At 72.0% G+C, this 19695-nt stretch carries 19 protein-coding genes; 8 read left to right on the plus strand and 11 right to left on the minus strand.

Annotated features, from left to right (window positions below):
* Positions 1-54 precede the first annotated feature (54 nt).
* A complete protein-coding gene (locus AB0I42_RS21010) occupies positions 55-603 on the plus strand; it encodes an AAA family ATPase (protein ID WP_357539229.1) in 549 nt (182 codons plus the stop codon).
* A gap of 125 nt (positions 604-728) precedes the next feature.
* Here AB0I42_RS21010 and AB0I42_RS21015 read toward each other — a convergent pair whose 3' ends face one another.
* Both AB0I42_RS21015 and AB0I42_RS21020 read right to left on the minus strand, forming a co-directional pair.
* On the minus strand, positions 729-1724 hold the full coding sequence (locus AB0I42_RS21015; protein ID WP_357539230.1) for an NAD(P)-dependent alcohol dehydrogenase: 996 nt from the start codon (positions 1722-1724) through the stop codon (positions 729-731).
* Between the two features lie 162 nt (positions 1725-1886).
* Entirely contained in the window at positions 1887-2909 is a 1023-nt protein-coding gene (locus tag AB0I42_RS21020) for a zinc-dependent alcohol dehydrogenase family protein (protein WP_357539231.1), read from the minus strand.
* A gap of 188 nt (positions 2910-3097) precedes the next feature.
* Here AB0I42_RS21020 and AB0I42_RS21025 point away from each other — a divergent pair, with 188 nt between their 5' ends.
* Positions 3098-3976, plus strand: coding sequence for a helix-turn-helix transcriptional regulator (locus AB0I42_RS21025; protein WP_357539232.1), 879 nt, complete (start codon positions 3098-3100; stop codon positions 3974-3976).
* A 262-nt stretch (positions 3977-4238) separates the two neighbouring features.
* Positions 4239-5828, plus strand: a complete 1590-nt coding sequence (locus tag AB0I42_RS21030) for a glycosyltransferase family 2 protein (protein WP_357539233.1) — start codon at positions 4239-4241, stop codon at positions 5826-5828.
* Positions 5829-5847: 19 nt separating this feature from the next.
* Here AB0I42_RS21030 and AB0I42_RS21035 read toward each other — a convergent pair whose 3' ends face one another.
* A complete protein-coding gene (locus AB0I42_RS21035) occupies positions 5848-6831 on the minus strand; it encodes a glycosyltransferase family 2 protein (protein ID WP_357539234.1) in 984 nt (327 codons plus the stop codon).
* A 239-nt stretch (positions 6832-7070) separates the two neighbouring features.
* The gene (locus tag AB0I42_RS21040) at positions 7071-8054 is read right to left on the minus strand and encodes a phosphotransferase (protein WP_357539309.1); all 984 of its coding nucleotides are present in this window, start codon (positions 8052-8054) and stop codon (positions 7071-7073) included.
* Between the two features lie 218 nt (positions 8055-8272).
* Here AB0I42_RS21040 and AB0I42_RS21045 point away from each other — a divergent pair, with 218 nt between their 5' ends.
* On the plus strand, positions 8273-9223 hold the full coding sequence (locus AB0I42_RS21045; protein ID WP_357539235.1) for a TIGR03557 family F420-dependent LLM class oxidoreductase: 951 nt from the start codon (positions 8273-8275) through the stop codon (positions 9221-9223).
* Positions 9224-9309: 86 nt separating this feature from the next.
* On the plus strand, positions 9310-10494 hold the full coding sequence (locus tag AB0I42_RS21050) for a zinc-dependent alcohol dehydrogenase (protein ID WP_357539236.1): 1185 nt from the start codon (positions 9310-9312) through the stop codon (positions 10492-10494).
* Here AB0I42_RS21050 and AB0I42_RS21055 read toward each other — a convergent pair whose 3' ends face one another.
* Together AB0I42_RS21055 and AB0I42_RS21060 are read right to left on the minus strand one after the other, a co-directional pair.
* On the minus strand, positions 10495-11343 hold the full coding sequence (locus AB0I42_RS21055; RefSeq protein ID WP_357539237.1) for an SDR family oxidoreductase: 849 nt from the start codon (positions 11341-11343) through the stop codon (positions 10495-10497).
* A 57-nt stretch (positions 11344-11400) separates the two neighbouring features.
* A complete protein-coding gene (locus tag AB0I42_RS21060; RefSeq protein ID WP_357539238.1) occupies positions 11401-11877 on the minus strand; it encodes a hemerythrin domain-containing protein in 477 nt (158 codons plus the stop codon).
* 338 nt (positions 11878-12215) lie between these two features.
* Between AB0I42_RS21060 and AB0I42_RS21065 the strand changes: the two genes are divergently transcribed.
* Positions 12216-12749, plus strand: coding sequence for a cytochrome P450 (locus AB0I42_RS21065; protein ID WP_357539239.1), 534 nt, complete (start codon positions 12216-12218; stop codon positions 12747-12749).
* Positions 12750-12754: 5 nt separating this feature from the next.
* On the opposite strand, the gene AB0I42_RS21070 is transcribed toward AB0I42_RS21065, so the two are convergent.
* Both AB0I42_RS21070 and AB0I42_RS21075 read right to left on the minus strand, forming a co-directional pair.
* Positions 12755-13708 (minus strand): cation diffusion facilitator family transporter, encoded by a 954-nt coding sequence (locus tag AB0I42_RS21070; protein WP_357539240.1) that lies wholly within the window; start codon positions 13706-13708, stop codon positions 12755-12757.
* A complete protein-coding gene (locus AB0I42_RS21075) occupies positions 13705-14424 on the minus strand; it encodes a transporter substrate-binding domain-containing protein (protein WP_357539241.1) in 720 nt (239 codons plus the stop codon). The genes AB0I42_RS21070 and AB0I42_RS21075 overlap by 4 nt, the downstream gene beginning before the upstream one ends.
* Positions 14425-14859: 435 nt before the next feature.
* Here AB0I42_RS21075 and AB0I42_RS21080 point away from each other — a divergent pair, with 435 nt between their 5' ends.
* Both AB0I42_RS21080 and AB0I42_RS21085 read left to right on the plus strand, forming a co-directional pair.
* Positions 14860-16212, plus strand: coding sequence for a glutamine synthetase family protein (locus AB0I42_RS21080; protein WP_357539242.1), 1353 nt, complete (start codon positions 14860-14862; stop codon positions 16210-16212).
* A complete protein-coding gene (locus AB0I42_RS21085; protein ID WP_357539243.1) occupies positions 16200-16994 on the plus strand; it encodes a hypothetical protein in 795 nt (264 codons plus the stop codon). Before AB0I42_RS21080 ends, AB0I42_RS21085 begins: the two co-directional genes overlap by 13 nt.
* Before the next feature lie 20 nt (positions 16995-17014).
* Here the strand turns inward: AB0I42_RS21085 and AB0I42_RS21090 are convergent, their stop codons facing one another.
* The 3 genes from AB0I42_RS21090 to AB0I42_RS21100 form a co-directional block, all read right to left on the minus strand.
* Positions 17015-18220, minus strand: a complete 1206-nt coding sequence (locus tag AB0I42_RS21090) for a cytochrome P450 (protein ID WP_357539244.1) — start codon at positions 18218-18220, stop codon at positions 17015-17017.
* A 57-nt stretch (positions 18221-18277) separates the two neighbouring features.
* Positions 18278-18589, minus strand: coding sequence for a TraR/DksA C4-type zinc finger protein (locus tag AB0I42_RS21095; RefSeq protein ID WP_357539245.1), 312 nt, complete (start codon positions 18587-18589; stop codon positions 18278-18280).
* A gap of 76 nt (positions 18590-18665) precedes the next feature.
* The gene (locus tag AB0I42_RS21100) at positions 18666-19469 is read right to left on the minus strand and encodes a cell shape-determining protein MreB (protein WP_357539246.1); all 804 of its coding nucleotides are present in this window, start codon (positions 19467-19469) and stop codon (positions 18666-18668) included.
* Positions 19470-19695: the final 226 nt, after the last annotated feature.

Here is a 19695-nt window from a genome sequence, read left to right on the forward strand (position 1 = left end):
GTCCACCGACCATGGTTATGATCGCGCGAAATCGTCCGAAGGGCAGGAGCGCGGATGCGGGTCGGGATCTCCGGGACGCACGGGACCGGGAAGACGACGCTGGTCGAGGCGCTGTGCGCGCACCTGCCGGGTCACGTCGCGGCGGACGAGCCGTACTACCTGCTCGAGGAGGAGGGGTACGAGTTCCAGTTCCCGCCGTCGCCGGAGGACTACCGGGCGTTGCTGACCCGCTCGGTACGGAGTCTGTGCTCGCCGCCGGCACCCTCGGGAACGATCTTCGACCGGACCCCGCTGGACTACCTCGCATACCTGGCCGCGACCGGCGCGGACCCGGCGGAGGAGGGCGACGCCGCGCTGCTCCGCCCGGCGTTCGCGAGCCTCGATCTGCTCGTCGTCACGGTGATCACGCCCGAGACGGAGCGGGTCATGCCGGCGGCGGAGCTGCCCGGCCTTCGTAGCCGGATGAATGACGCGCTGCTGGAACTGGCCTACGACGACCCGCTGGACGCCTGGGAGGACACCCCGGTGCTGGAGCTGAGCGGACCGCTCGACGGCCGGCTGGCCACGGTCCTCGCCGCCCTGGAGCAGACCCGGCACGGCTAGGCCCCGCGGCGAAGTCGGGGCAAGCCCTCGCGGGGCCGGCCGCCGTAACGGTGCACCGGACGGCCGACCCCTTTGGCGGGCGGGGGCCTGCGCGGCCCCGGATGTTCCCTTGCTTCCGGCGCCGGTCAGCGCAGGGTGTCGATGTCGATGACGAACCGGTACCGCACGTCCGAGGCGAGCACCCGCTCGTACGCCTCGTTCACCGCGTCGGCGCTGATGATCTCGACGTCGGGCGCGATGCCGCGCTCGGCGCAGAAGTCGAGCATCTCCTGGGTCTCGGCGATGCTGCCGATGCTGGAGCCGGCGAACGAGCGGCGGTTGGCGAACAGCGTGAACACGGGCACCGGCAGCGGCTGCGGCGGGGCGCCCACGCTGACCAGGGTGCCGTCCAGGCGGAGCAGGCTCAGGTAGGCGGCCATGTCGATCGGCGCGCTGACGGTGTTGATGATCAGGTCGAAGCTGTTCCCCAGCGCCTCGAAGGTCGCCGGGTCGTTTGTGGCGTGGTAGTGCTCGGCGCCGAAGGCGAGGCCGTCGTCCTTCTTGCCCAGCGTCTGCGACAGCACGGTGACCTCGGCGCCCATCGCGGCGGCGATCTTGACGGCCAGGTGTCCCAGGCCGCCGAGGCCGACCACGGCGACCTTCTTGCCCGGACCGGCGTTCCAGTGCGCCAGCGGCGAGTACGTGGTGATGCCCGCGCACAGCAGCGGGGCGGCGGTCTCGTACGGGATGTTCTCCGGCACCCGCAGCACGAAGTCCTCGTCGACGACGACGTGCGTGGAGTACCCGCCCTGGGTGACGGTGCCGTCGCGGTCGACGCCGGCGTACGTCTGGGTGTTGCCCTTCAGGCAGTACTGCTCCTGCCCGGCGCGGCAGTTGTCGCACTCCCGGCAGGAGTTGACCATGCAGCCGACGCCGACCCGGTCGCCGACGGCGTGCCGGGTGACCTCGGCGCCGACCTGCACGACCCGCCCGACGATCTCGTGGCCGACGGTGAGCGGGTACGGCACGGCGCCCCACTCTCCGCGGACGGTGTGGATGTCGGAGTGGCAGATGCCGGCGTAGCGGATCTCGATGAGGACATCGCGCGGCCCGACGTCGCGCCGCTCGATCGTGGTGCGCACGAGCGGTTCGGTGGCCGAGGTCGCGGCGATGGCGTTGACGGGGCGGGTGTTGACGGTGGAAATGGTGTTCCTCCAGTTACATGGTGACGACCGGTCGGTCTTAGCTGATCACAGGTGCGGTGGTGCGGCGAGTTTCGGTCGGGACGTGCCCTGCCGGTGCCGTCACGGGCGCAGCAGCGTCTTGATGGCGCGGCGTTCGTCCATCGCCCGGTAGCCCTCGGCCGCCCGGTCCAGCGGCAGTTCCAGGTCGAAGACCTTCCCGGGGTCGATCGTGCGGTCGCCGATCAGTTCCATCAGGTGCGGCAGGAACCGACGTACGGGAGCCGGACCGCCGTGCAGGTGCACCAGCGAGAAGAACATCTCCATGCCGGGCAGGCTCACGTCGTGGGTGACACCGACGAACCCGACATGCCCGCCGGCGCGGGTGGCGCGGACAGCCTGCATCATCGACTCCTGGGTGCCGACCGCCTCGATCATCGAGTGGGCGCCGAGCCCGTCGGTGAGGTCCTTGATCCGGGCGACGCCCTCGTCGCCCCGCTCGGCGACGATGTCGGTCGCCCCGAACTCGACGGCGAGCTTCTGCCGGGGCTCGTGCCGGCTCATCGCGATGATCCGCTCCGCGCCGAGCTGCCGGGCCGCCATGATCGCGAGCAGGCCGACCGCGCCGTCACCGACGACCGCGACGGTCCTGCCGGGACCGGCCTCGGCGGCCACCGCGGCGAACCAGCCGGTGCCGAGGACGTCCGACGCGGCCAGGTAGCCGGGGATCAGATCTGCCGGGGGCACCTCGGGCGTGGGCACCAGCGTGCCGTCGGCCAGCGGCACCCGCAGGTATTCGGCCTGTGAGCCGAGCATGCCCATCGGTACCCGGTGCACGCAGGCACTCTGGTAGCCGGAGCGGCAGATCTCGCAGGTGTTGTCGGAGGCCCAGAACGAGCCGACGACGAACTGGCCCGGCGTGACGCCGGTGACGTCACTGCCCACCTCCTCGACGATGCCCACGTACTCGTGGCCCATCGCCGTCGGGCCCTCCACCTTCTGGACTCCGCGGTACGGCCACAGGTCGGACCCGCAGACGCACGTCGCCGACAGGCGGATGATCGCGTCCGTCGGCTGTTCGATGCGGGGGTCGTCGCGGTTCTCGACCCGGACGTCACCGGGAGCGTGCAAGACAGCACCGCGCATGGTGTTCTCCTTGATCCGTTCGCTGACCCACCGGGGCGCCGGTACGGCGTCGGGGCGGTGTCCTCGGGTTTCTTTCGCACCTACCCGGATCCCAGGAAACCGCGCCCGGCGTTCGGGCGGGAGTCCCTGTTGAGAGGTGTACCGGCAGTACATCCCAGTTCAGCGAGGCGCGTCGTACGGTCGGGGATGTGAACAACCGAGTCGAAGTGCACGAGTTCCTCACCTCGCGCCGGGCCAAGATCACCCCGGAGCGGGCCGGAATCCCGGACACCGGGCGGCGCCGCGTACCCGGGCTGCGCCGCGGCGAGGTCGCCGCGCTGGCCGGGGTGAGCGTGGAGTACTACGCCAAGCTCGAGCGCGGCTCGCTGGCCGGGGTCTCGGCCGGTGTGCTCGAGGCGATCGCCCGCGCCCTGCAACTCGACGACGCCGAACGCGCCCACCTGTCGCGCCTCGCGCAGGAGGCCAACGGCAGCAACGCGCTGCTACGGACGAGCCGACGCCCGAAGCGGCGGAGCGTGCGGCCCAGCCTGCAGTGGTCGCTGGACGCCATCACCACTCCGGCGATCGTGGTGAACAACCGGTCGGATCTGCTCGCCGCGAACCTGCTCGGCCGGGCCATGCACAGCGACTTCTACACCGACCCCACCGCGGCGCCGAACTTCGCCCGGTTCACGTTCCTCGACAGCACCGCCCGGCGCTTCTACCCCGACTGGGACCTGTTCGCCGACATGACGGTGGCCAACCTGCGCACGGCGGCCGGGATAGACCCCCATGACAAGGGTCTGCACGACCTGGTCGGCGAGCTGTCCACCCGCAGCGACGACTTCCGCCGCCGCTGGGGCGCGCACAACGTGCGCATCCACGGCACCGGCGTCAAACATTTCCACCATCACATCGTCGGCGACCTCGCGCTGGCGTACGAGAGCATGGAACTGCGTGCCGAACCGGACCTCACCATGACCATCTACGCCGCCGAACCCGACTCGTCGACCGCGCACGCGCTCACGCTTCTCGCCTCCTGGGCCGCCAGCGCCAGCGACGCCAGCCTCTCGGCGGCGGATCGCTAGGGGGTGGTTGGGCCGCCCGCCAGGTACGGCCCGACCGGACCCGCCGGAGGGTGTTGTTGATCCCGGGTTCCGGTTCCGTACACGTGGGGGTGCTAGCGTCCGGCCGGCGCGGGCAGGGCGCGGCATCCTGGCCGCCGGGGTCCACCCGGCGCCTGCGGTGTTCCCGGCCCGCGCTGTCGGCGTCGGTTCGGTCGACCGTGGGTTCACCGACCGGCTTTCCCTCGTAGCTCGGGTCTGGTGTCCAGTGAGTCGTACTCCCCGCGTGCCGCGTAACGACTGGTCGTCGGTGACCCCGCCCGGGTTGGACGGATGGCGGCCGGAGCTGACGGTGAGTGTGGTCATCCCCGCCTTCCAGTGCCAGCCCACGCTCGACCTGACACTGGCGTCGCTCAGCCGGCAGACCTACCCCGCCGACCTGCTCGAGGTCGTCGTCGTGGACGACGGGTCCGATTCACCGCTGGCCCTGCCCCCGATCCGGCCCGAGCGGACAATGCTGCTGCGGGCCGAGTCCGGCTGGGGGCGGGCGAACGCGCTGCGTCTCGGCGCGGCGCACAGCAGCGGGCAGATCCTCCACTGGCTCGACGCGGACATGGTGGTGTATCCGGAGCACGTCGCGGCCCAGGCCCGGTGGCAGCACGTGCTGCCGTACGCGGTGACACTCGGCTACAAGCGGTTCGTCGACCCGGACGTGGACGGGCCGTGGCCGTCGCCACAGGTGGTCGACGAGGCGGCGGGCCGGGGGGCGCTCGGGGACCTGTTCGGTGGCCGCACCGGCGAGCCCCACGTCTACGTCGAGCGTTACGTCGCGCAGACGGACCAGCTCCGGACCGCCGACCACCACGCGTTCAAGATCCATGTCGGGGCCACCGCCGCACTGCGCCGCGAGTTGTACGACGCCGCGGGCGGCCTCGACCCGCGGCTGCGTCTGGGCGAGGACACCGAACTCGGCTACCGGCTGGCCCAGGCCGGCGCGGTGTTCGTACCGGAACCACAGGCCCGCAGCTGGCATCTCGGGCGCACGCACGTCATGAAGGCCCGCGAGCAGGTCGCCCGCTACAACCGTCCGTTCCTGGCCGACCGCATCCCGTTCCCCCGCAACTGGCGCAAGGTCGGCGGACCGACCTGGACCGTTCCGCTGGTCGAGGTGGTGGTCGCGGTCGAGGACGAGCCGCTGGAGCGGGTACGGGCGGCCGTCGACTCCGTTCTGCGCGGCGCGGAGCACGACGTCCGGGTCAACCTCGTCGGCCCGTGGGACCGGCTCGACGACTCGCGGGTACGGGTGCTGGCCGACCCGTTGCTCGACCTGCGGCTGATCGCCGCCACCTACCACGGCGAACCCCGCGTCCGGCTGGTCACCGAACGGCCCACGTCGGCGTTCCCGGCGCCGTACCTCCTCGAACTGCCGGCGGCGTACGGCCTGACGCCGGACGCCCTACGGCACCTGGTCGATCTCGCCGACCGCCACCAGGTCGGTCTGGTCCGCGTCGGCCCGCCCGGGGGCGACGGGCCGGGGACGCCCGTCATGCTGTGGCGGACCGCCGCGCTCGGGCGGGCGCGGTGGGTACGGGCCGACGGTGAGTCGCTGTTCGACGCGGTCGACTCGGTGTACGGCCACCGGGACGTCACCGCCACGGAGGTCGGCGTCACCGACCTGTCCGGTCCCGAGCCCGGACAGCCCGGTGCCGGCGCGACCGCCGGCAGGCGGCCCGTTCTGGTGCCGTCGACCGTCGAGGTGGAGGGCGTGCGGTCGCTGGCCAGGGCAACCGTCGTGGTCGCCTGGCTGGCGGGGCGGCGGCTCAAGACCGTGCTGCGCGCCCCGGTCCGGGCCACCCGCCGACGCTCCGACGGCTGACCGGCTGACTTCCCAACGGCTAGGCCGCGGGGACGCCCTCGGCCATCTCGGGCCGGCCGGCGGGCGACCGGCCGCGCCGCTTGAGGATCAGGTCCCGCACGCTGCGCCGGAGCTGCGGCGGGATCAGCCAGACCTGAAGGAAGGTCACGTAGTCGAGCGGTCCGGGCCGCCCGTGCCGGCGGGCCTCCCGCAGCAGCGTCCGGAACACCCGCGGGCTGCGGGTGTGCGCCGCCATCGAGCTGACCACGCTCATCGTGATCGCCGCGTACGCCCGTGGCGTGAGCAGCGGCCGGCTGCGCCGCAGCCACTCCAGTTGCTCGTTCCACGGTGAACTCAGGCTGATCCGCGGCCGGTTCTCGTCCTGATGCCAGATGACCAGCGGCTCGTCGGCGAACACGAGGTCGACGTCGTCGTGGCCGAGCGCCCGCAGGGTCCAGTCGAGTTCCTGCATCCGGGGCACCGCGGGATCGAACGGCACCCGGCGCAGCAGTTCGGTCGGAGCCATGATCGTGGACGTCTGGATGAACCCGTCGCCGTGGAACAACCCGCGCCGCACCGTCAGGTACTCGCTCAACGGCTCACCGTCCGCCGGCAGCCGGCGGGGTATGACGAACTCCCCACGAGGTGTGCGGTTCACCAGCCGGCTCGCGACGATCGGCAGCGGAACCCGCGTCCGCCCGGCGAGGTCGAACTGCACGGCGAGCTTGTGCGCGAGCCACTCGTCGTCGTCGTCGAGCAGGGCGGTCCAGGGCGCCCGGGCCACCCGTACGCCCTCGTTGCGGGCGTTCGGCGCACCCCCCTGTGCGGCCAGTTCGACCACCCGGAGCCGGGCATCGGTGATCGCCGCGAGCGCGGCAGCGGTCTCCCCGTCGGGGCCGTCGACCACGACGATGACCTCGATGTTGACGAGGGTCTGCGCGAGTACACTGTGGACCGCGCGGGTCACCAGTGCCGGCCGGCCCCGGGTCGGGATGACCACGCTGACGTCAGGTGCAGAAGACATTTCGGACCCGCTATCAGTTCGAAAGACGAGGCGTGCAAGGTCGAGCCCGTCCGGCACTGTCGGGCGAGGCGCCGTCGCGGTCGGGCAGGGCGGACGCTATGCGCCCTGGGCGGCCACCGGGTGAAGCCGAGATGGGGAACGGTCGTACAACTGGTCAGCAACAATCAATGCCGCGCGGCGCCCGGCGGGCGCGGGCCGTCCGGCGCGGCCGCGATGGCGGGTGTCCACGGGCGGGACCGTCAGAGGACGGCGAGGGCCTTGCCGATGTTCCGCTCGGCCAGGTCCAGCATCCATCGCCGATCGGGAAAGTCGGTGTCCGCGATCCGCAGCGGCCCCTCGATCAGAGACAGCACCTGGGCATACCGGTAGAGCTCCAGCCGGTGCGGGTCGAGGTCGACCGGGCGCAGCAGTGGATAGGCGTCGCCGAAGCGCATCCGTAGCCAGGCATGCTCCCACTCGACGTCGAAGTACGTCAGGCCCTCGATATCGATCACGACAGGTTCGCCGGCGGGCGTGACGAGTACGTGGTCCGGCCCGAGTTCGCCATGGACCAGCCCGTACGTCGCACGTTCCGCGACCGCGCCACGGAGGTGACGCACGTGCCCGGCGATCCGGTCGTGCGCGTCGGCCAGCCGGGCGTCGCGGACGGCGGCGGCGTGCAGATGACTCAGCGCCCGGTCCACGACGATGTCCTCGGGGCGTCGGCGCTGGGACGCCACGCCGCTGGCGATGGCGGCGAGCTTCCCGTATCTCGGACCGAGGGTGCGGTGCATGCGGCGTAGGGCGTCACCGAGCGTGGCCAGCGGCGCGGCGGCGGCGGCCGGATCGCGGTCCAGCAACGATTCGAGCTTCACCGCGCCCACGTCCTCCAGTAGTGCGACATCCGCGTCGAGGTAGCGGCCGTCACGGTCGAGCATCAGCAGTTGGGGGATCCGCACGTCGACGGCGGCGAGGGCCGCGTGGTTGGTGGCGAACAGTTCCGCGCCGGACGCGTCGGTGAACGGGTCGTCGGGGACGGTCGGTGACGGCGGCCAGTAGTTCTCACCGGCCGCCCACACGTAGAGGATCACGGTCGTCCGGTCGTCCAGACGCAGCCGGTATACGCCCTTCTTGCTGCCACCCACCAGCCGGTCCAGCGCGACGACCCGGCGGCCGGCGCCGAACTGGTCCGCCACCAGGTCTCGCACGTCGTCCAACCGCGGGAACCACCGACGGGCGACCATCACCGGCGGCCCGCCACCGCGCGGTCCGTCATCGTCGCTCCGCTCCGCGCGCGTCGACTCCTGAGGTGGTCACCGAGTCCCGGGATGGCCATGGCGACCAGGCAGATTCCGCCATACACCGGGAGCCTGGTCCCGCCCAGGACGAACCGCGCGTGCCGCTCGGAGACCCGTGGCGGGACCGCCAGGTTTGCCGGCTTACGGCCGGGGAAGCCGCCGCCATGCGGATCGGATACAAGCTCGCGGCCGAGGGATTCGGTCCGAAGGAACTCGTCCGGCAGGCGATCCGTGCCGAACAGGCCGGTTTCGACTTCGTCGAGATCAGCGACCATTACCACCCCTGGCTGGACGTGCAGGGGCATTCGCCGTTCGCCTGGAACGTCCTCAGCGCGATCGCGCCCCAGACCACGACACTGGGGCTGGCGACCGGGGTCACCTGCCCCAGCATCCGGTATCACCCGGCCATCGTGGCCCAGGCGGCGGCCACCCTCCAGATCATCTCCGACAACCGGTTCACCCTCGGCATCGGCGCCGGTGAGCGGCTCAACGAGCACGTGGTCGGCACCGGCGTCCCCAGCGTGCACGGCCGGCACGAACGGCTCGGCGAGGCGCTGGACATCATCAACCTGCTCTGGAAGGGCGGCTACCGGTCGTACGAGGGCAAGCACCTGCGGCTGGAGGACGCTCGCATCTTCGACCTGCCCGAACAGCTGCCCGTCGTCGCGGTCGCCGCCGGCGGGAAGAACGCCGCGACGCTGGCCGCCACCCACGGCAGCGGGATGTTCGCCACCGAGCCGCGCGGCGACCTGGTGGGGACGTACACGGCCGCGGGTGGCGCCGGGCCGCGCTACGCCGAGGTGCCGATGGCGTGGGCGGCCACCGAGGACGAGGCCGTGCGGGAGGCGCTGCGGACCTCGCGGTGGGCGGTGCTCGGCTGGAAGGTGATGAGCGAGTTGCCCAATCCGGTCAACTTCGACGCGGCCTCGCGGCCGGTCACCGCCGACGACATCCGCGCGCAGTTCGCCGTCGGGCCGGCCCCGGAGCCGTACGTCGAGGCGGTGAAGAAGTTCACCGACGCGGGCTTCGACCACATCGTGTTGCAGAACGCCGGCCCGGATCCGGACGGCTTCCTCGACTTCTTCGCGCGTGAACTCCGGGGCCGCCTCACCTAGGCGGCCCGGCCCGGGTGCCGGCGAGGTTCGGGAACGTGATTCCGGGTAGCAGATCTCCGACGACAGCGACTCGGAGGTGCACCGGCATGAAGGCTCTGACCTGGCAGGGTAAGCGGGATGTCCGGGTGGAAGACGTCCCGGATCCGCGTATCGAGGAGCCCACCGACGCCGTCGTACGCGTGACGTCCACCGCGATCTGCGGCTCCGACCTGCACCTGTACGAGGTGCTCGGGGCGTATCTGAAGCCCGGCGACATCCTCGGGCACGAGGCGATGGGCATCGTGGAGGAGGTGGGGCCGGGGGTGGACCGGCTCCGGCCGGGCGACCGGGTCGTCGTACCGTTCAACATCGCGTGCGGATCGTGCTGGATGTGCGAGCGCCAACTGTTCGCCCAGTGCGAGACGACCCAGGTCCGGTCCGCGGGCAAGGGTGCCGCGCTGTTCGGCTACACCTCGTTGTACGGGTCGGTGCCCGGCGGGCAGGCCGAATACCTCCGGGTTCCGCAGGCACAGTTCGGTCCGGTGAAGGTGCCGCCCGGTGGCGCGGACGAGCGCTACCTGTACCTGTCCGACATCCTGCCGACGGCGTGGCAGGCGGTGCGGTACGCCGACGTTCCGCCCGGCGGCAGCCTCGCCGTCTTCGGTCTCGGGCCGGTCGGGCAGTTCTGCGCCCGGGTGGGTCGGCACCTCGGCGCCGGGCGGGTCATCGGGCTGGATCTGGTGCCGGAGCGGTTGGCGATGGCCCGCCGCCATGGTGTCGAGGTCGTCGACGTGACCGACCTCGACGACGTTCCCGGGGCGCTGATCGACATGGTCGACGGAAGGGGCCCGGACGCGGTGATCGACGCGGTCGGCATGGAGGCGCACGGTTCGCCGTGGGGCAAGGCCGCCCAGGCCGCGGTCGGGCTGCTGCCGGACCGGGTGGCGCAGTCGGTGACCGACCGGTTCGGGGTCGACCGGCTCAGCGTCCTGCACGCCGCGGTGAAGGCGGTCCGGCGGGGCGGCACGGTCTCGCTCTCCGGCGTCTACGGCGGTGAGGTCGACCCGATGCCGCTGATGGAGATGTTCGACCGGGGCGTCCAGGTGCGGATGGGGCAGGCCCACGTCCGCCGGTGGACCGATGAGATCCTGCCGGTCCTCGAGCGGGACGACGACCCGCTCGGGGTGGCGGACCTGCGGACCCACCGGCTGCCGCTGGAGCGCGCCGCCGAGGGCTACGAGATGTTCCAGAAGAAGGCGGACGGCTGTGTGAAGGTCGTGCTCGCGCCGTAGCTAGAGGATGGGCTTGCCGCCGGTCACCGGGATCATCGCCCCGGAGATGTAGCTGGCCTCGTCGGAGGCGAGCAGCACGTAGGCCGGGGCGACCTCCTTCGGCTGTCCGGGGCGGCCGAGCGGGCCGTTGCGGCCGAACTGTTCGACCTGCTCGGGCGGCATCGTGGACGGGATGAGCGGGGTCCAGATCGGGCCCGGGGCGACGCTGTTGACCCGGATGCCCCGCTCGCCGAGCATCTGGGCCAGCCCGGCGGTGAAGTTGGCAATCGCGCCCTTGGTCGTGGCGTACGGCAGCAGGGTGGGGCGGGGCATGTCCGAGTTGATCGAACTCGTGTTGATGATCGACGCGCCGGGGCCCAGGTGCGGAAGCGCGGCGTGGACCAGCCGGAACATCGCGGTGATGTTGACGTCGAAGGTGTGCTGCCACTCGTGGTCGGTGATTTCCTCGACGGTCTCGTGGGTCATCTGGTAGGCCGCGTTGTTGACCAGTACGTCGATGCCGCCCAGTTCCTCGACGGCCCGGGCGATGACGTTCCGGCAGTGTGCCGGGTCGGCGAGGTCGCCGGGTACCGGCACCGCCCGCCGGCCGGCCCGCTCGACGAGCTTCGCGGTGCTCTCGGCGTCGTCGTGTTCGTCGAGGTAGGAGATCAGCACGTCGGCGCCCTCGCGGGCGAAGGCGATCGCGACCGCGCGGCCGATGCCGCTGTCGCCGCCGGTCACGATCGCCCTCTTGTCCCGCAGGCGTCCCGAGCCCTGGTAGGAGTCCTCGCCGTGGTCGGGCTTGTGCCGCATGGCGGCCAGGGTGCCCGGTGGCTGTTGCCGGTCCTCGAACTGCTGTTGCCCGCTCATGTCACGGTTCCTTCCCGCCGTCCGGTGGGGCCGTGACGCACGCCGGGTGCCGGGCGGTCAGGCCTTCGCCGAGCTGAGTGCCAGAGGGTCGGCCGGCGCCTTCGACCTGGCGGCGGTCATCTGCTCGCCGAGTTCGACGAGGCGGTTACGACCGAGGTTCTTGCGGACCTCCGGAAACCACTCCTTCTCCTCTTCCTCCACGTGGTGCCGCACGTTCTCGATCAGCACGGTGACCTTGGCGTCGAAGGTCTCGTCACCCGGATCGAGGTCACGCAGTTCCGACAGCAGCCAGGCGACCACGTGGTGTTCCTCCACCGATTCCAGCACGTGCTCGGTCGTGTCGGGTGCCTCTTCGCGGACCGCCGGGTAGAAGATGGTCTCCTCGATGAACGCGTGTGTCGTCAACTCCTTGATCATGTTGTCGACCAGGGCACGCTTCGCCTTCGGCGTGGCATCCTTGTGCGTCTTCTCGAACTTCTTGAACAGGTCCTCGACCGTCTTGTGGTCCTCACGCAGCATCACGATGCCGTCCATGTCGATCCCCTTCTCCGGCGTCCATCCGGGCAGCGTCCGCTCACCCGGCTCTCACCTGGGCAGATGCCCGAGGCGGATCGACCGCAAACCGTTCCGCGCCGTCCTCGCCCCAGTTCGGACGCGGTGACGCGGCGCGGCGGCCGGTGCCGCTCCGGGTGGCCCGGGTTTGCCGGCCGGTGGTCGGGGAACGGCAGTCGGTATGGCTCTCGACGACACCCTCGCCCTGGCGTACGAGGGCTACGGCTGGCTGTCCAACCGGCGGCGCCGCGCCGGCGGCGGCCCGGTCCGGGGCAGGTTCCTGGGACAGCGGGTCGTCGGCCTGGTGGGGCACGGCGGCGGTGGAACTGCTCAACCTGCTGCGTCCCACCGTCGCGGTGAGCTGGTTCCTGACCTTCGCCGCGCACGCGCTGCACCGGTGGCCGCGACACTCGGCCCGGCTGCGGGACGATCCGGCCTACGCCGGGCCGTTGGTCCAGGAGGTCCGGCGCTTCTATCCGTTCGCGCCCTTCGTCGGCGGCCGGGCCGTACGCGACTTGAGCTGGGCCGGCCATGACATTCCCGCCGGAACGCTGGTGCTGCTCGACATCTACGGGCAGAACCACGACCCGGCGTTGTGGCCCGCCCCCTACCGGTTCGACCCGGAACGCTTCGTCGGACGCGAAGTCGACATGTTCGGACTGATCCCGCAGGGCGGCGGCGACGTCCGCACCGGGCACCGGTGCCCGGGCGAGGACCTGACCGTGACCCTGCTGCGCCGGCTCGTGTCGTGCCTGGTCGAGCTCGACTACCGGGTGCCGGACCAGGACCTCACGATCCCGCTGCACCGCATCCCGACCCGGCCCAGGAGCGGCTTCGTCCTCACCGCGACCTGACCGGCTCAGTCGTGCTCTATGCGGGAGACCGGGGCGACCACCAGGTCGTGCATACGCCAGTCGAAGTCGCGTACGAACGCCGACAGTTCCTCGAGGCGGTGCACCAGCCGGTCGGTGTCGGTCTGGGGGACCACGAGAAGTTCACCGACGAAGACGTGCCCCTCCTCACGGACCCGCAGCCAGGCGTCGTTGATCCAGTCGTGGTCGCGGACCGCGGCCAGCAACCGGTCCGGCAGCGGATGGGGGCAGCTACCGTCGACGACCGTGGGACGTTCGTCCATCAGGTCCCCCACCGCGCTGCGGGTCGTACGTATCCCGTCGCGGACGATGTCCCCGCCGATGACCAGGGCTGCGACGGCGTCGGCCCACCAGAGTCCGGCGCCGATGCCGAGCACGCCCAGGATCGCGGCACCGGCGGTGAGCCAGTCCGCCCGGTTCATCTCGGCATCGGCGTAGAGGACCTTGTCGTGCAGTTCGCGAGCGATCCGCTGCTTGATCCGACCGAGCACGATCGCCGGAACCATCGTGACGAGCAGGACCGCCACCATCAGCCAGCCCAGCCAGAACTGGAACCCGAACACCTCGACCAGACCGATCGGTGCCCGCTCGCGGGCGATCAGGCGGGTCAGCGAGTCGTAGACGACGTACCCGCCGAGCCCGAGCAGGGCGACGGAGCCGGCCAGGAAGGCGGCGCTGACCGACCGGTGGTAGCCGTACGGGAACCGCCGGTTGGGTCTGCGGTTGCGGTACCGGGCGGCGATCAGGAACACGATCGGCGGCACCAGCCCCAGCATGTCCTCGATCCACGCCGCCTTCATCGCCTGCGACTGCCCGAGCGTCACCGCGAGCAGCGACACCGCGACGACGAAGAACCCGATCGTCACCCACTCCAGCCGCACCGCGCGACGGTGCAGCTCGGCCCGGTCCGGGGGCATCTCGAACCGGTCGTAGACCCTCATGACCCGGCCCCCGGCCGCTCCGCCTCGACCAGCAGCCTGGTCACCTCGGCGTGCGACAGACCGAGCAGGAACCGCTCCACCTCGACCTGCCAGCCGTTCTCCCCCGGCGGGACCGCCCACACGTGGTCCTGCCCGCCCAGGTCGTGCCCGGATTCGTCCAGTCCGAGCGCGGCGACCCGCCACTCGCCGACGACGACCGGGATCGTCTCGGCGCCGGTCACCTCCGGAACCGGTACGACCACCGCCCCCTCGCCGGCCAGCGCCGCGACCTCGGCGGTGCCGGCCGGAACGGCCACCCGTACGTCGTCGAGATCGTCGGGTACTTCCACCCCGGGCCGGGCCGCCACGACCGTCCGCGTCGTCACGTAGGGGCGGGTGAACGAGGCGGATTCGGTCCACGGCGCCTTCGCGTCCAGCCCGCCGATGACCAGGTCGAGCACCCGGTCCTTGACGGCGGCCATCAGCGTCGACTCCGAACCCGGATACCACTCGACCCGCGCGCCGAGGCGCCCCGCCAACCGGCGTACCAGTCGGGCTTCGGCGCCGGCCACGACGCCGTCGTCGGCGACGGTCGTCCATGGCGGGTTCTCGGTCACGCCGACCCGCAACACGCCGTCCCGCACGTGTGCCAACGTGTCGCCGGCGTCGGCCGGCCAGCCCCGACATCCGGTGGCCAGCAGCAGGAGGGCCACCAGGACCGCAACGAGCCGTCGCATGCCGCCTCCCAACTCCGGCACCCCCGATGACCAGCTCCTACCCAATCCGGGGACCAACCACGCCGGCATCGCCCGACGGATGACCCGGTCGTTCGACCCGGTCCGCGGTCCCACCTCGCACGGCGTGGCGGCCGCCGGCGCCCGGCGCCGGCCGGTAGATGTCCGTCCACTCCGGACAGAGCGGCGGGTCGGTCCGGCGGGATGACGCCGGAAGGGAGCGGTGGGCCGATGCTGACTATCATCCGGTTCGAAGGTGATCGCATCCTTGCCGCGGATGGTTCAGATCTCTACCCTAACCTCCTAAAACCATAGGAGAAGTTGGTCATGCGGTGGCCGAATCCGCACATCGCCGCACCGGGCGCATCCTCCACCGGGACCCGGCTCCCCCGCCCTCCCGCCCGCTGACGAACGCACACGATCAAAGGAGCGAACCGTATGCCCGACAACCCGCCCGATCTCGCCGCCCGGGCCAGCGAACTGCGCCGGCAGGGCGTCGTCGGTGTCACGATCGTCTGGGCCGACAACAACGGCATCCCACGCTCGCGGACCGTACCCGTCGCCGCGCTGGAACAGGTCGCCGAGCGCGGTGTCGGCGTCACCACCCTCCTCTCGGTGTTCGACTCCCACGACACCATCACCTTCGGCCACGAAGGACTGTCCACACCGTCCGGCGACGTCCGGCTGATGCCGGTCATGGAACGGCTCGTCGCCCTGCGCGGCCAGCCGGCCTTCGCCTGGACGATCGGGCAGCACGTGGCCGCCGACGGCACGCCGTGGCCCTACGACCAGCGTTCGATCCTGGCGAGGCAGGTGGAGGCCGCGGCCCAGCGCGGACTCCGGTTCCAGGCCGGCTGGGAACTGGAGTTCGTCCTCTCCCCGGCGGACGGCCGGCCCCTGCCGACCGGTCCGGCCTACGGCCCGGTGGCGCTGCTGTCGGTCGACGAGTTCGCCGCCGACCTGCTGCAGGATCTGGAGGCGAACGGTCTGCGCATCGGACAACTGCACGCGGAGTACGGCCCGGCCCAGTTCGAGCTGAGCCTCGCGCCGGCCGACCCGCTGCGGGCCGCCGACGAACAGCTGCTGGCCCGCCAGACCGTCCATGCCGCCGCCCGCGCGCACGGACTACGCGCCAGCTTCGCGCCGCTGGTCACCACGACCGGCGTGGGTAACGGCTGGCACCTGCACACCTCGGTGTGGCGGGACGGCCGCAACCTTCTGCCCGGCACGGGCGACCACGGCCTCTCGCCCGAAGGTGAGGGATACCTGGCCGGCCTGCTCCGGGAACTGCCCGCGCTGACGGCGCTGACCGCACCCAGCGTGCCGTCGTCCGCCCGGCTGCGGCCCGGTTACTGGTCCAGCGCGTACGCGATCTGGGGTCTGCAGAACAGGGAGGCCGCGCTGCGCTACATCCCCGGCACCCCGCTGCTCGGCGCCGACCAGGCCAACGTCGAGCTCAAACCGTCGGATGCCTCCGCCAACCCCTACCTGGCGCTGGTCGCCGTGATCGCGGCGGGTCTCGCCGGAATCGAGGAGAAGCTCTCGGTGCCGGCACCGGTCCAGGACAACCCGGGCACCTGGTCGGAGGAGCAGCGGGCGGCCGCCGATGTCCACCGGCTTCCCGCCACCCCTGCCGAACAGGCGGCCGCGCTGGAGCGGAGCACCCTGCTCCAGGCGGCGCTGGGCCCGGCCGCCTACGGGGCGTTCCGCGCGGTGCGGGAAGCCGACCGGGCCTGGGCCGCGGAACGCTCGGCGGAAGAGGTCGTCGAGGCACATCTGTGGAAGTACTGATCGAACAGGTGGAGTGGTTCCCGGGCGTGGCCGGTGTTCTCGAACACCACGCCCGGGCGCTGCCCCAGCCCGACCAACTCTGCGGCCCGTTCTGGGCGGCACTCGCCACCGGCACCGACGTACGAACCTGCGCACTCGCCGCCGGCACCAGGATCTGGCCCCACGACCTGCCGGAGAGCCGGCCGGCCGGGGAGCCACCGGCGACGTCGGCCTGGCCCGGCCTGCCCCACGCGGGCTCGTTCGGCGACGCCGGCACCTCGGCACGTGGGGTCGGCGCCGCCGTCGTCGCGGCGTCCCGGGGCGCCCTGGCCGCGGTCCCGGTCACCGGGCAGTGGACGGTCCCCCGGCTCGTCGCCGTGCTGGCGATGTTGGCGAGCGGGCTGCCCGCGACACCCGTCGCCAACCTCGACACCGCCGAACTGACCGGGAGCACCGATGCGGCCGACCTTCAGCGGTACCTCGACACGGGAGACGACAGCGCACTGACCCCACACCCGTGGCGCACCGGGCACTTCGCGATGCCCGCGGGTCTGCTCCGTGGCCGGCACGGGACGCTGGTCGCCATCGCCGACACCTATCCCAGCCTCGGTCACCGGGGAATCCACCTGCAACCGGTGGAGCACCTGACCGGCGCCCTCGCCCGCCGGCAACCGGGAACCGGCGGAATCCTCCTGGCGGTCGGAGCCGGCCTGGCCGACGACACCGCCGCACGGATCCAGGACCTCGGACTTGAGGCGAGGTGGTGGGACAACGGCACGCCGTACCCGGCCGACCGCCCTTGAAGTACGACGGTGCGGCCGGGTCAGCCGGTGGTGACCGGCAGCGCGGCGAAGCCGCGTAGCACCAACCGGTCACGGCGCTCCACCGGGCCGGCCAGGCTCAGCCGGGGCAGCATCGCCAGCAGCAGCGGAAACGCGACCTGGGCCTCCAGCCGGGCGAGTGGCGCACCGAGGCAGTAGTGGGCGCCGCCACCGAACGAGACCGGTTGGATGTTCGGCCGGTCCGGGTCGAAGCGGTGCGGGTCGGGGTAGCGTGCCGGGTCCCGGTTGGCGGAACCGAGCAGCATGGTCAACTCCGCGCCGCTGTCGACCCGCAGCCCGTCGCCGAGATCCAGCGGGCTGGTCGTGAACCGGGAGGTCAGCTGCACCGGGGAGTCGTACCGGAGGATCTCCTCGACGAACGCGGGCGCGAGGTCCGGGTCGGCGCGCAACCGGTCGGCCTGCTCGGGATGCTCCAGCAGGATCCGGATGCCGGTGCCGAGCAGGTTGGTGGTGGTCTCGAAACCGGCGACCAGCAACAGCACCAGATTGGCGAGCAACTCCTCGCCGGTCAGCGCGGCACCGGCGGTGTCGTCGTCGCGCGCGGCGACGAGCGCACTGGTCAGATCCTCCCGTGGGACCCGGCGGCGCTCCCCGATCAGGCCGGTGAAGTATGCCTCGAGTTCGCGGCCGGCCACGTCGGCGAGCCGCATCTCCTCGTCGGTGCTGATCGGCTCCAGCACCACGGTCAGGTCGGCGGCCCGCTGCCGGAACCACGCCCGGTCCGCCTCCGGGACGCCGAGCAGCGCGCAGATCACGCCGACCGGCAGCGGGTACGCGAACGCGCTCATGAAGTCCGTGCTGCTCGGCATCGCCTTGATCAGATCCTCGGCCTGGCCGGCGATGACGTCGCGCATCGCGGCGACCCGGCGGGCGGTGAAGGTGGCCGCGGCCGCCCGGCGCATCCGGGTGTGGTCCGGTGGATTCGTCTGCAGCATGGACAGCACGATCGAGGCGACGCCGCGGTTCTGTCGCCAGTCCGGCCAGAAGGCGTCGTAGTCGGTGGCGTCCGCGACCCGCAGACTCGGTTCGCGCAGCAGGCGGCTGGTGAGCGCGTGGGTGGTGACGAACCAGCGGCCGTCGAACGCCTGGAAGACCGGCGCGTGCGCCCGGACGACGTCATAGGCCGGGTACGGGTCGAGGCGTCCCTCCGGCAGGAACAGCGACGCGAGCGCGGCCTGATGGTCCATCCTCTGCTCCCCCGGTAGACGAACGCGGTGCCCCCATCATGCCCCGGAGTTCCTGGGCTACGCCCGTTGGCAGGTGACGCAGTACCGGGCGTGCGGCAGGATCTCCAGGCGTCCCATCGGGATCTCCCCACCGCACCGGTCGCAACGGCCGTAGGTGCCTTCCGACATCCGGCGCAACGCTTCGGCGGTCCCGGCGAGCCCGTCCCGGGCGGTGGTCAGCAGCCCGTTGAGGGTGTCCGGGTCGTGTCCGCCACGGCCCGGCTGTCGACTGTGCACGGTCAGTTCGGTGAGCTGTTCGGTGTATTGCTGGAACTGTTCCTCGAGCCGGACCCGTAGGCGCTCGACGGGGTCCTGGACGGTGTCGGTCACGGCGTACTCCTTGGCTGGGACTGGTGGTCTCCGGCCTCGGTGGCCGGAGTCTCGGGTTGCCGGGTGGCCAGGTGGGTCAGCCGGCGGTCGGGTGGCGCATCGCGGCCATCGCCGCGAGGCTGGCGCCGGTGAGCGCCACGGTGTGCGGTGCCGCGGCAGGGTGCACCGAGGTACGTAGCCGGCTCACCAGTTGGGTGGTGAGGTCCGGCCGGGTCGCTCCGTCGCCGACGAGAACGAGGCCGCGGGTCAGCGCCCGTGGGGCGAAGCGGTGCGTGCCGGCCTGCTGGCATACGTCGCGTAGTGCGCGCACGGCGGTGTCGGCGAGCATGTCCACTCCGGCGCCCCGGGCCAGGTCGCGGGTGCCGAGGTCGGCCCGGCGGGCGGCGACGACGTGGCCGTCGTCCAGCATCGCGACCTCGGTCAGTTCCGCCCCGATGTCGGCGATGAGCAACCGGCCGGTCGCCGCGCCGGCGCCGATCGCCGCCGCACGCAGGGTGTCGATGAACAGCAGCCGCGACGGGGCGAACACCTGGGTGAGCACCTGGCGGGTCAACTGCTGGTCGGCCGGGGGCGCCAGCACCGGGCGGCAGGCCACGACGACCGCGCCGGCCGGTACCGGGTCGTGGTAGTCGAGCAGCAGGCGGGACAGCAGCGCGACGCTTCCGGGTCCGTCGATGATCCGGGCCCGGCGGATCAGGGGCGTCCGGCCCTCGTTCGTCGGCGCCGCGGTGACCCCCCGTTCTCCGGCCCAGAGCGTCAGGTACGCGCTACCGAGGTCGACCGCGACCGGGGTCGGCGACGTCATGACGGCCGATGCCGGGTCGTGCGGCGCGGATCGCCGGGCGGCGGCCGGGCGGCGGGCGCCGAGGTGTGTGGTCATGCCGATCCCCTCTCAACTTCGGGTACGACGGCGGTGGTGGAACGCGGGGCCACGGGCGGATACGCCCGCCGGGCCGTCGGCGCGAACCGGAACGGCTGGAATCAGTTGCCGGACACGACGGCGGGACGGACGCGCCGACGGTGACGCGGTCCCGGACCGGGCGGGCCGCCTGCCGCGCGCCCTATCGGGCGTCGGGCGCGGGACGGCCCCGGTCCGGGACCGCCGG

Origin of the sequence: Polymorphospora sp. NPDC050346, assembly GCF_040655695.1 — a bacterium.
Lineage (GTDB): Bacteria > Actinomycetota > Actinomycetes > Mycobacteriales > Micromonosporaceae > Polymorphospora > Polymorphospora lycopeni.

Excerpts from the sequence above, each read along its gene's own strand:
- AB0I42_RS21010 (WP_357539229.1), top strand. The coding sequence starts at position 55 with ATGCGGGTCGGGATCTCCGGGACGCACGGGACCGGGAAGACGACGCTG.
- AB0I42_RS21020 (WP_357539231.1), bottom strand. The coding sequence starts at position 2,909 with ATGCGCGGTGCTGTCTTGCACGCTCCCGGTGACGTCCGGGTCGAGAAC.
- AB0I42_RS21035 (WP_357539234.1), bottom strand. The coding sequence starts at position 6,831 with ATGTCTTCTGCACCTGACGTCAGCGTGGTCATCCCGACCCGGGGCCGG.
- AB0I42_RS21040 (WP_357539309.1), bottom strand. The coding sequence starts at position 8,054 with ATGGTCGCCCGTCGGTGGTTCCCGCGGTTGGACGACGTGCGAGACCTG.
- AB0I42_RS21045 (WP_357539235.1), top strand. The coding sequence starts at position 8,273 with ATGCGGATCGGATACAAGCTCGCGGCCGAGGGATTCGGTCCGAAGGAA.
- AB0I42_RS21050 (WP_357539236.1), top strand. The coding sequence starts at position 9,310 with ATGAAGGCTCTGACCTGGCAGGGTAAGCGGGATGTCCGGGTGGAAGAC.
- AB0I42_RS21055 (WP_357539237.1), bottom strand. The coding sequence starts at position 11,343 with ATGAGCGGGCAACAGCAGTTCGAGGACCGGCAACAGCCACCGGGCACC.
- AB0I42_RS21060 (WP_357539238.1), bottom strand. The coding sequence starts at position 11,877 with ATGGACGGCATCGTGATGCTGCGTGAGGACCACAAGACGGTCGAGGAC.
- AB0I42_RS21070 (WP_357539240.1), bottom strand. The coding sequence starts at position 13,708 with ATGAGGGTCTACGACCGGTTCGAGATGCCCCCGGACCGGGCCGAGCTG.
- AB0I42_RS21075 (WP_357539241.1), bottom strand. The coding sequence starts at position 14,424 with ATGCGACGGCTCGTTGCGGTCCTGGTGGCCCTCCTGCTGCTGGCCACC.
- AB0I42_RS21080 (WP_357539242.1), top strand. The coding sequence starts at position 14,860 with ATGCCCGACAACCCGCCCGATCTCGCCGCCCGGGCCAGCGAACTGCGC.
- AB0I42_RS21090 (WP_357539244.1), bottom strand. The coding sequence starts at position 18,220 with ATGGACCATCAGGCCGCGCTCGCGTCGCTGTTCCTGCCGGAGGGACGC.
- AB0I42_RS21100 (WP_357539246.1), bottom strand. The coding sequence starts at position 19,469 with ATGACCACACACCTCGGCGCCCGCCGCCCGGCCGCCGCCCGGCGATCC.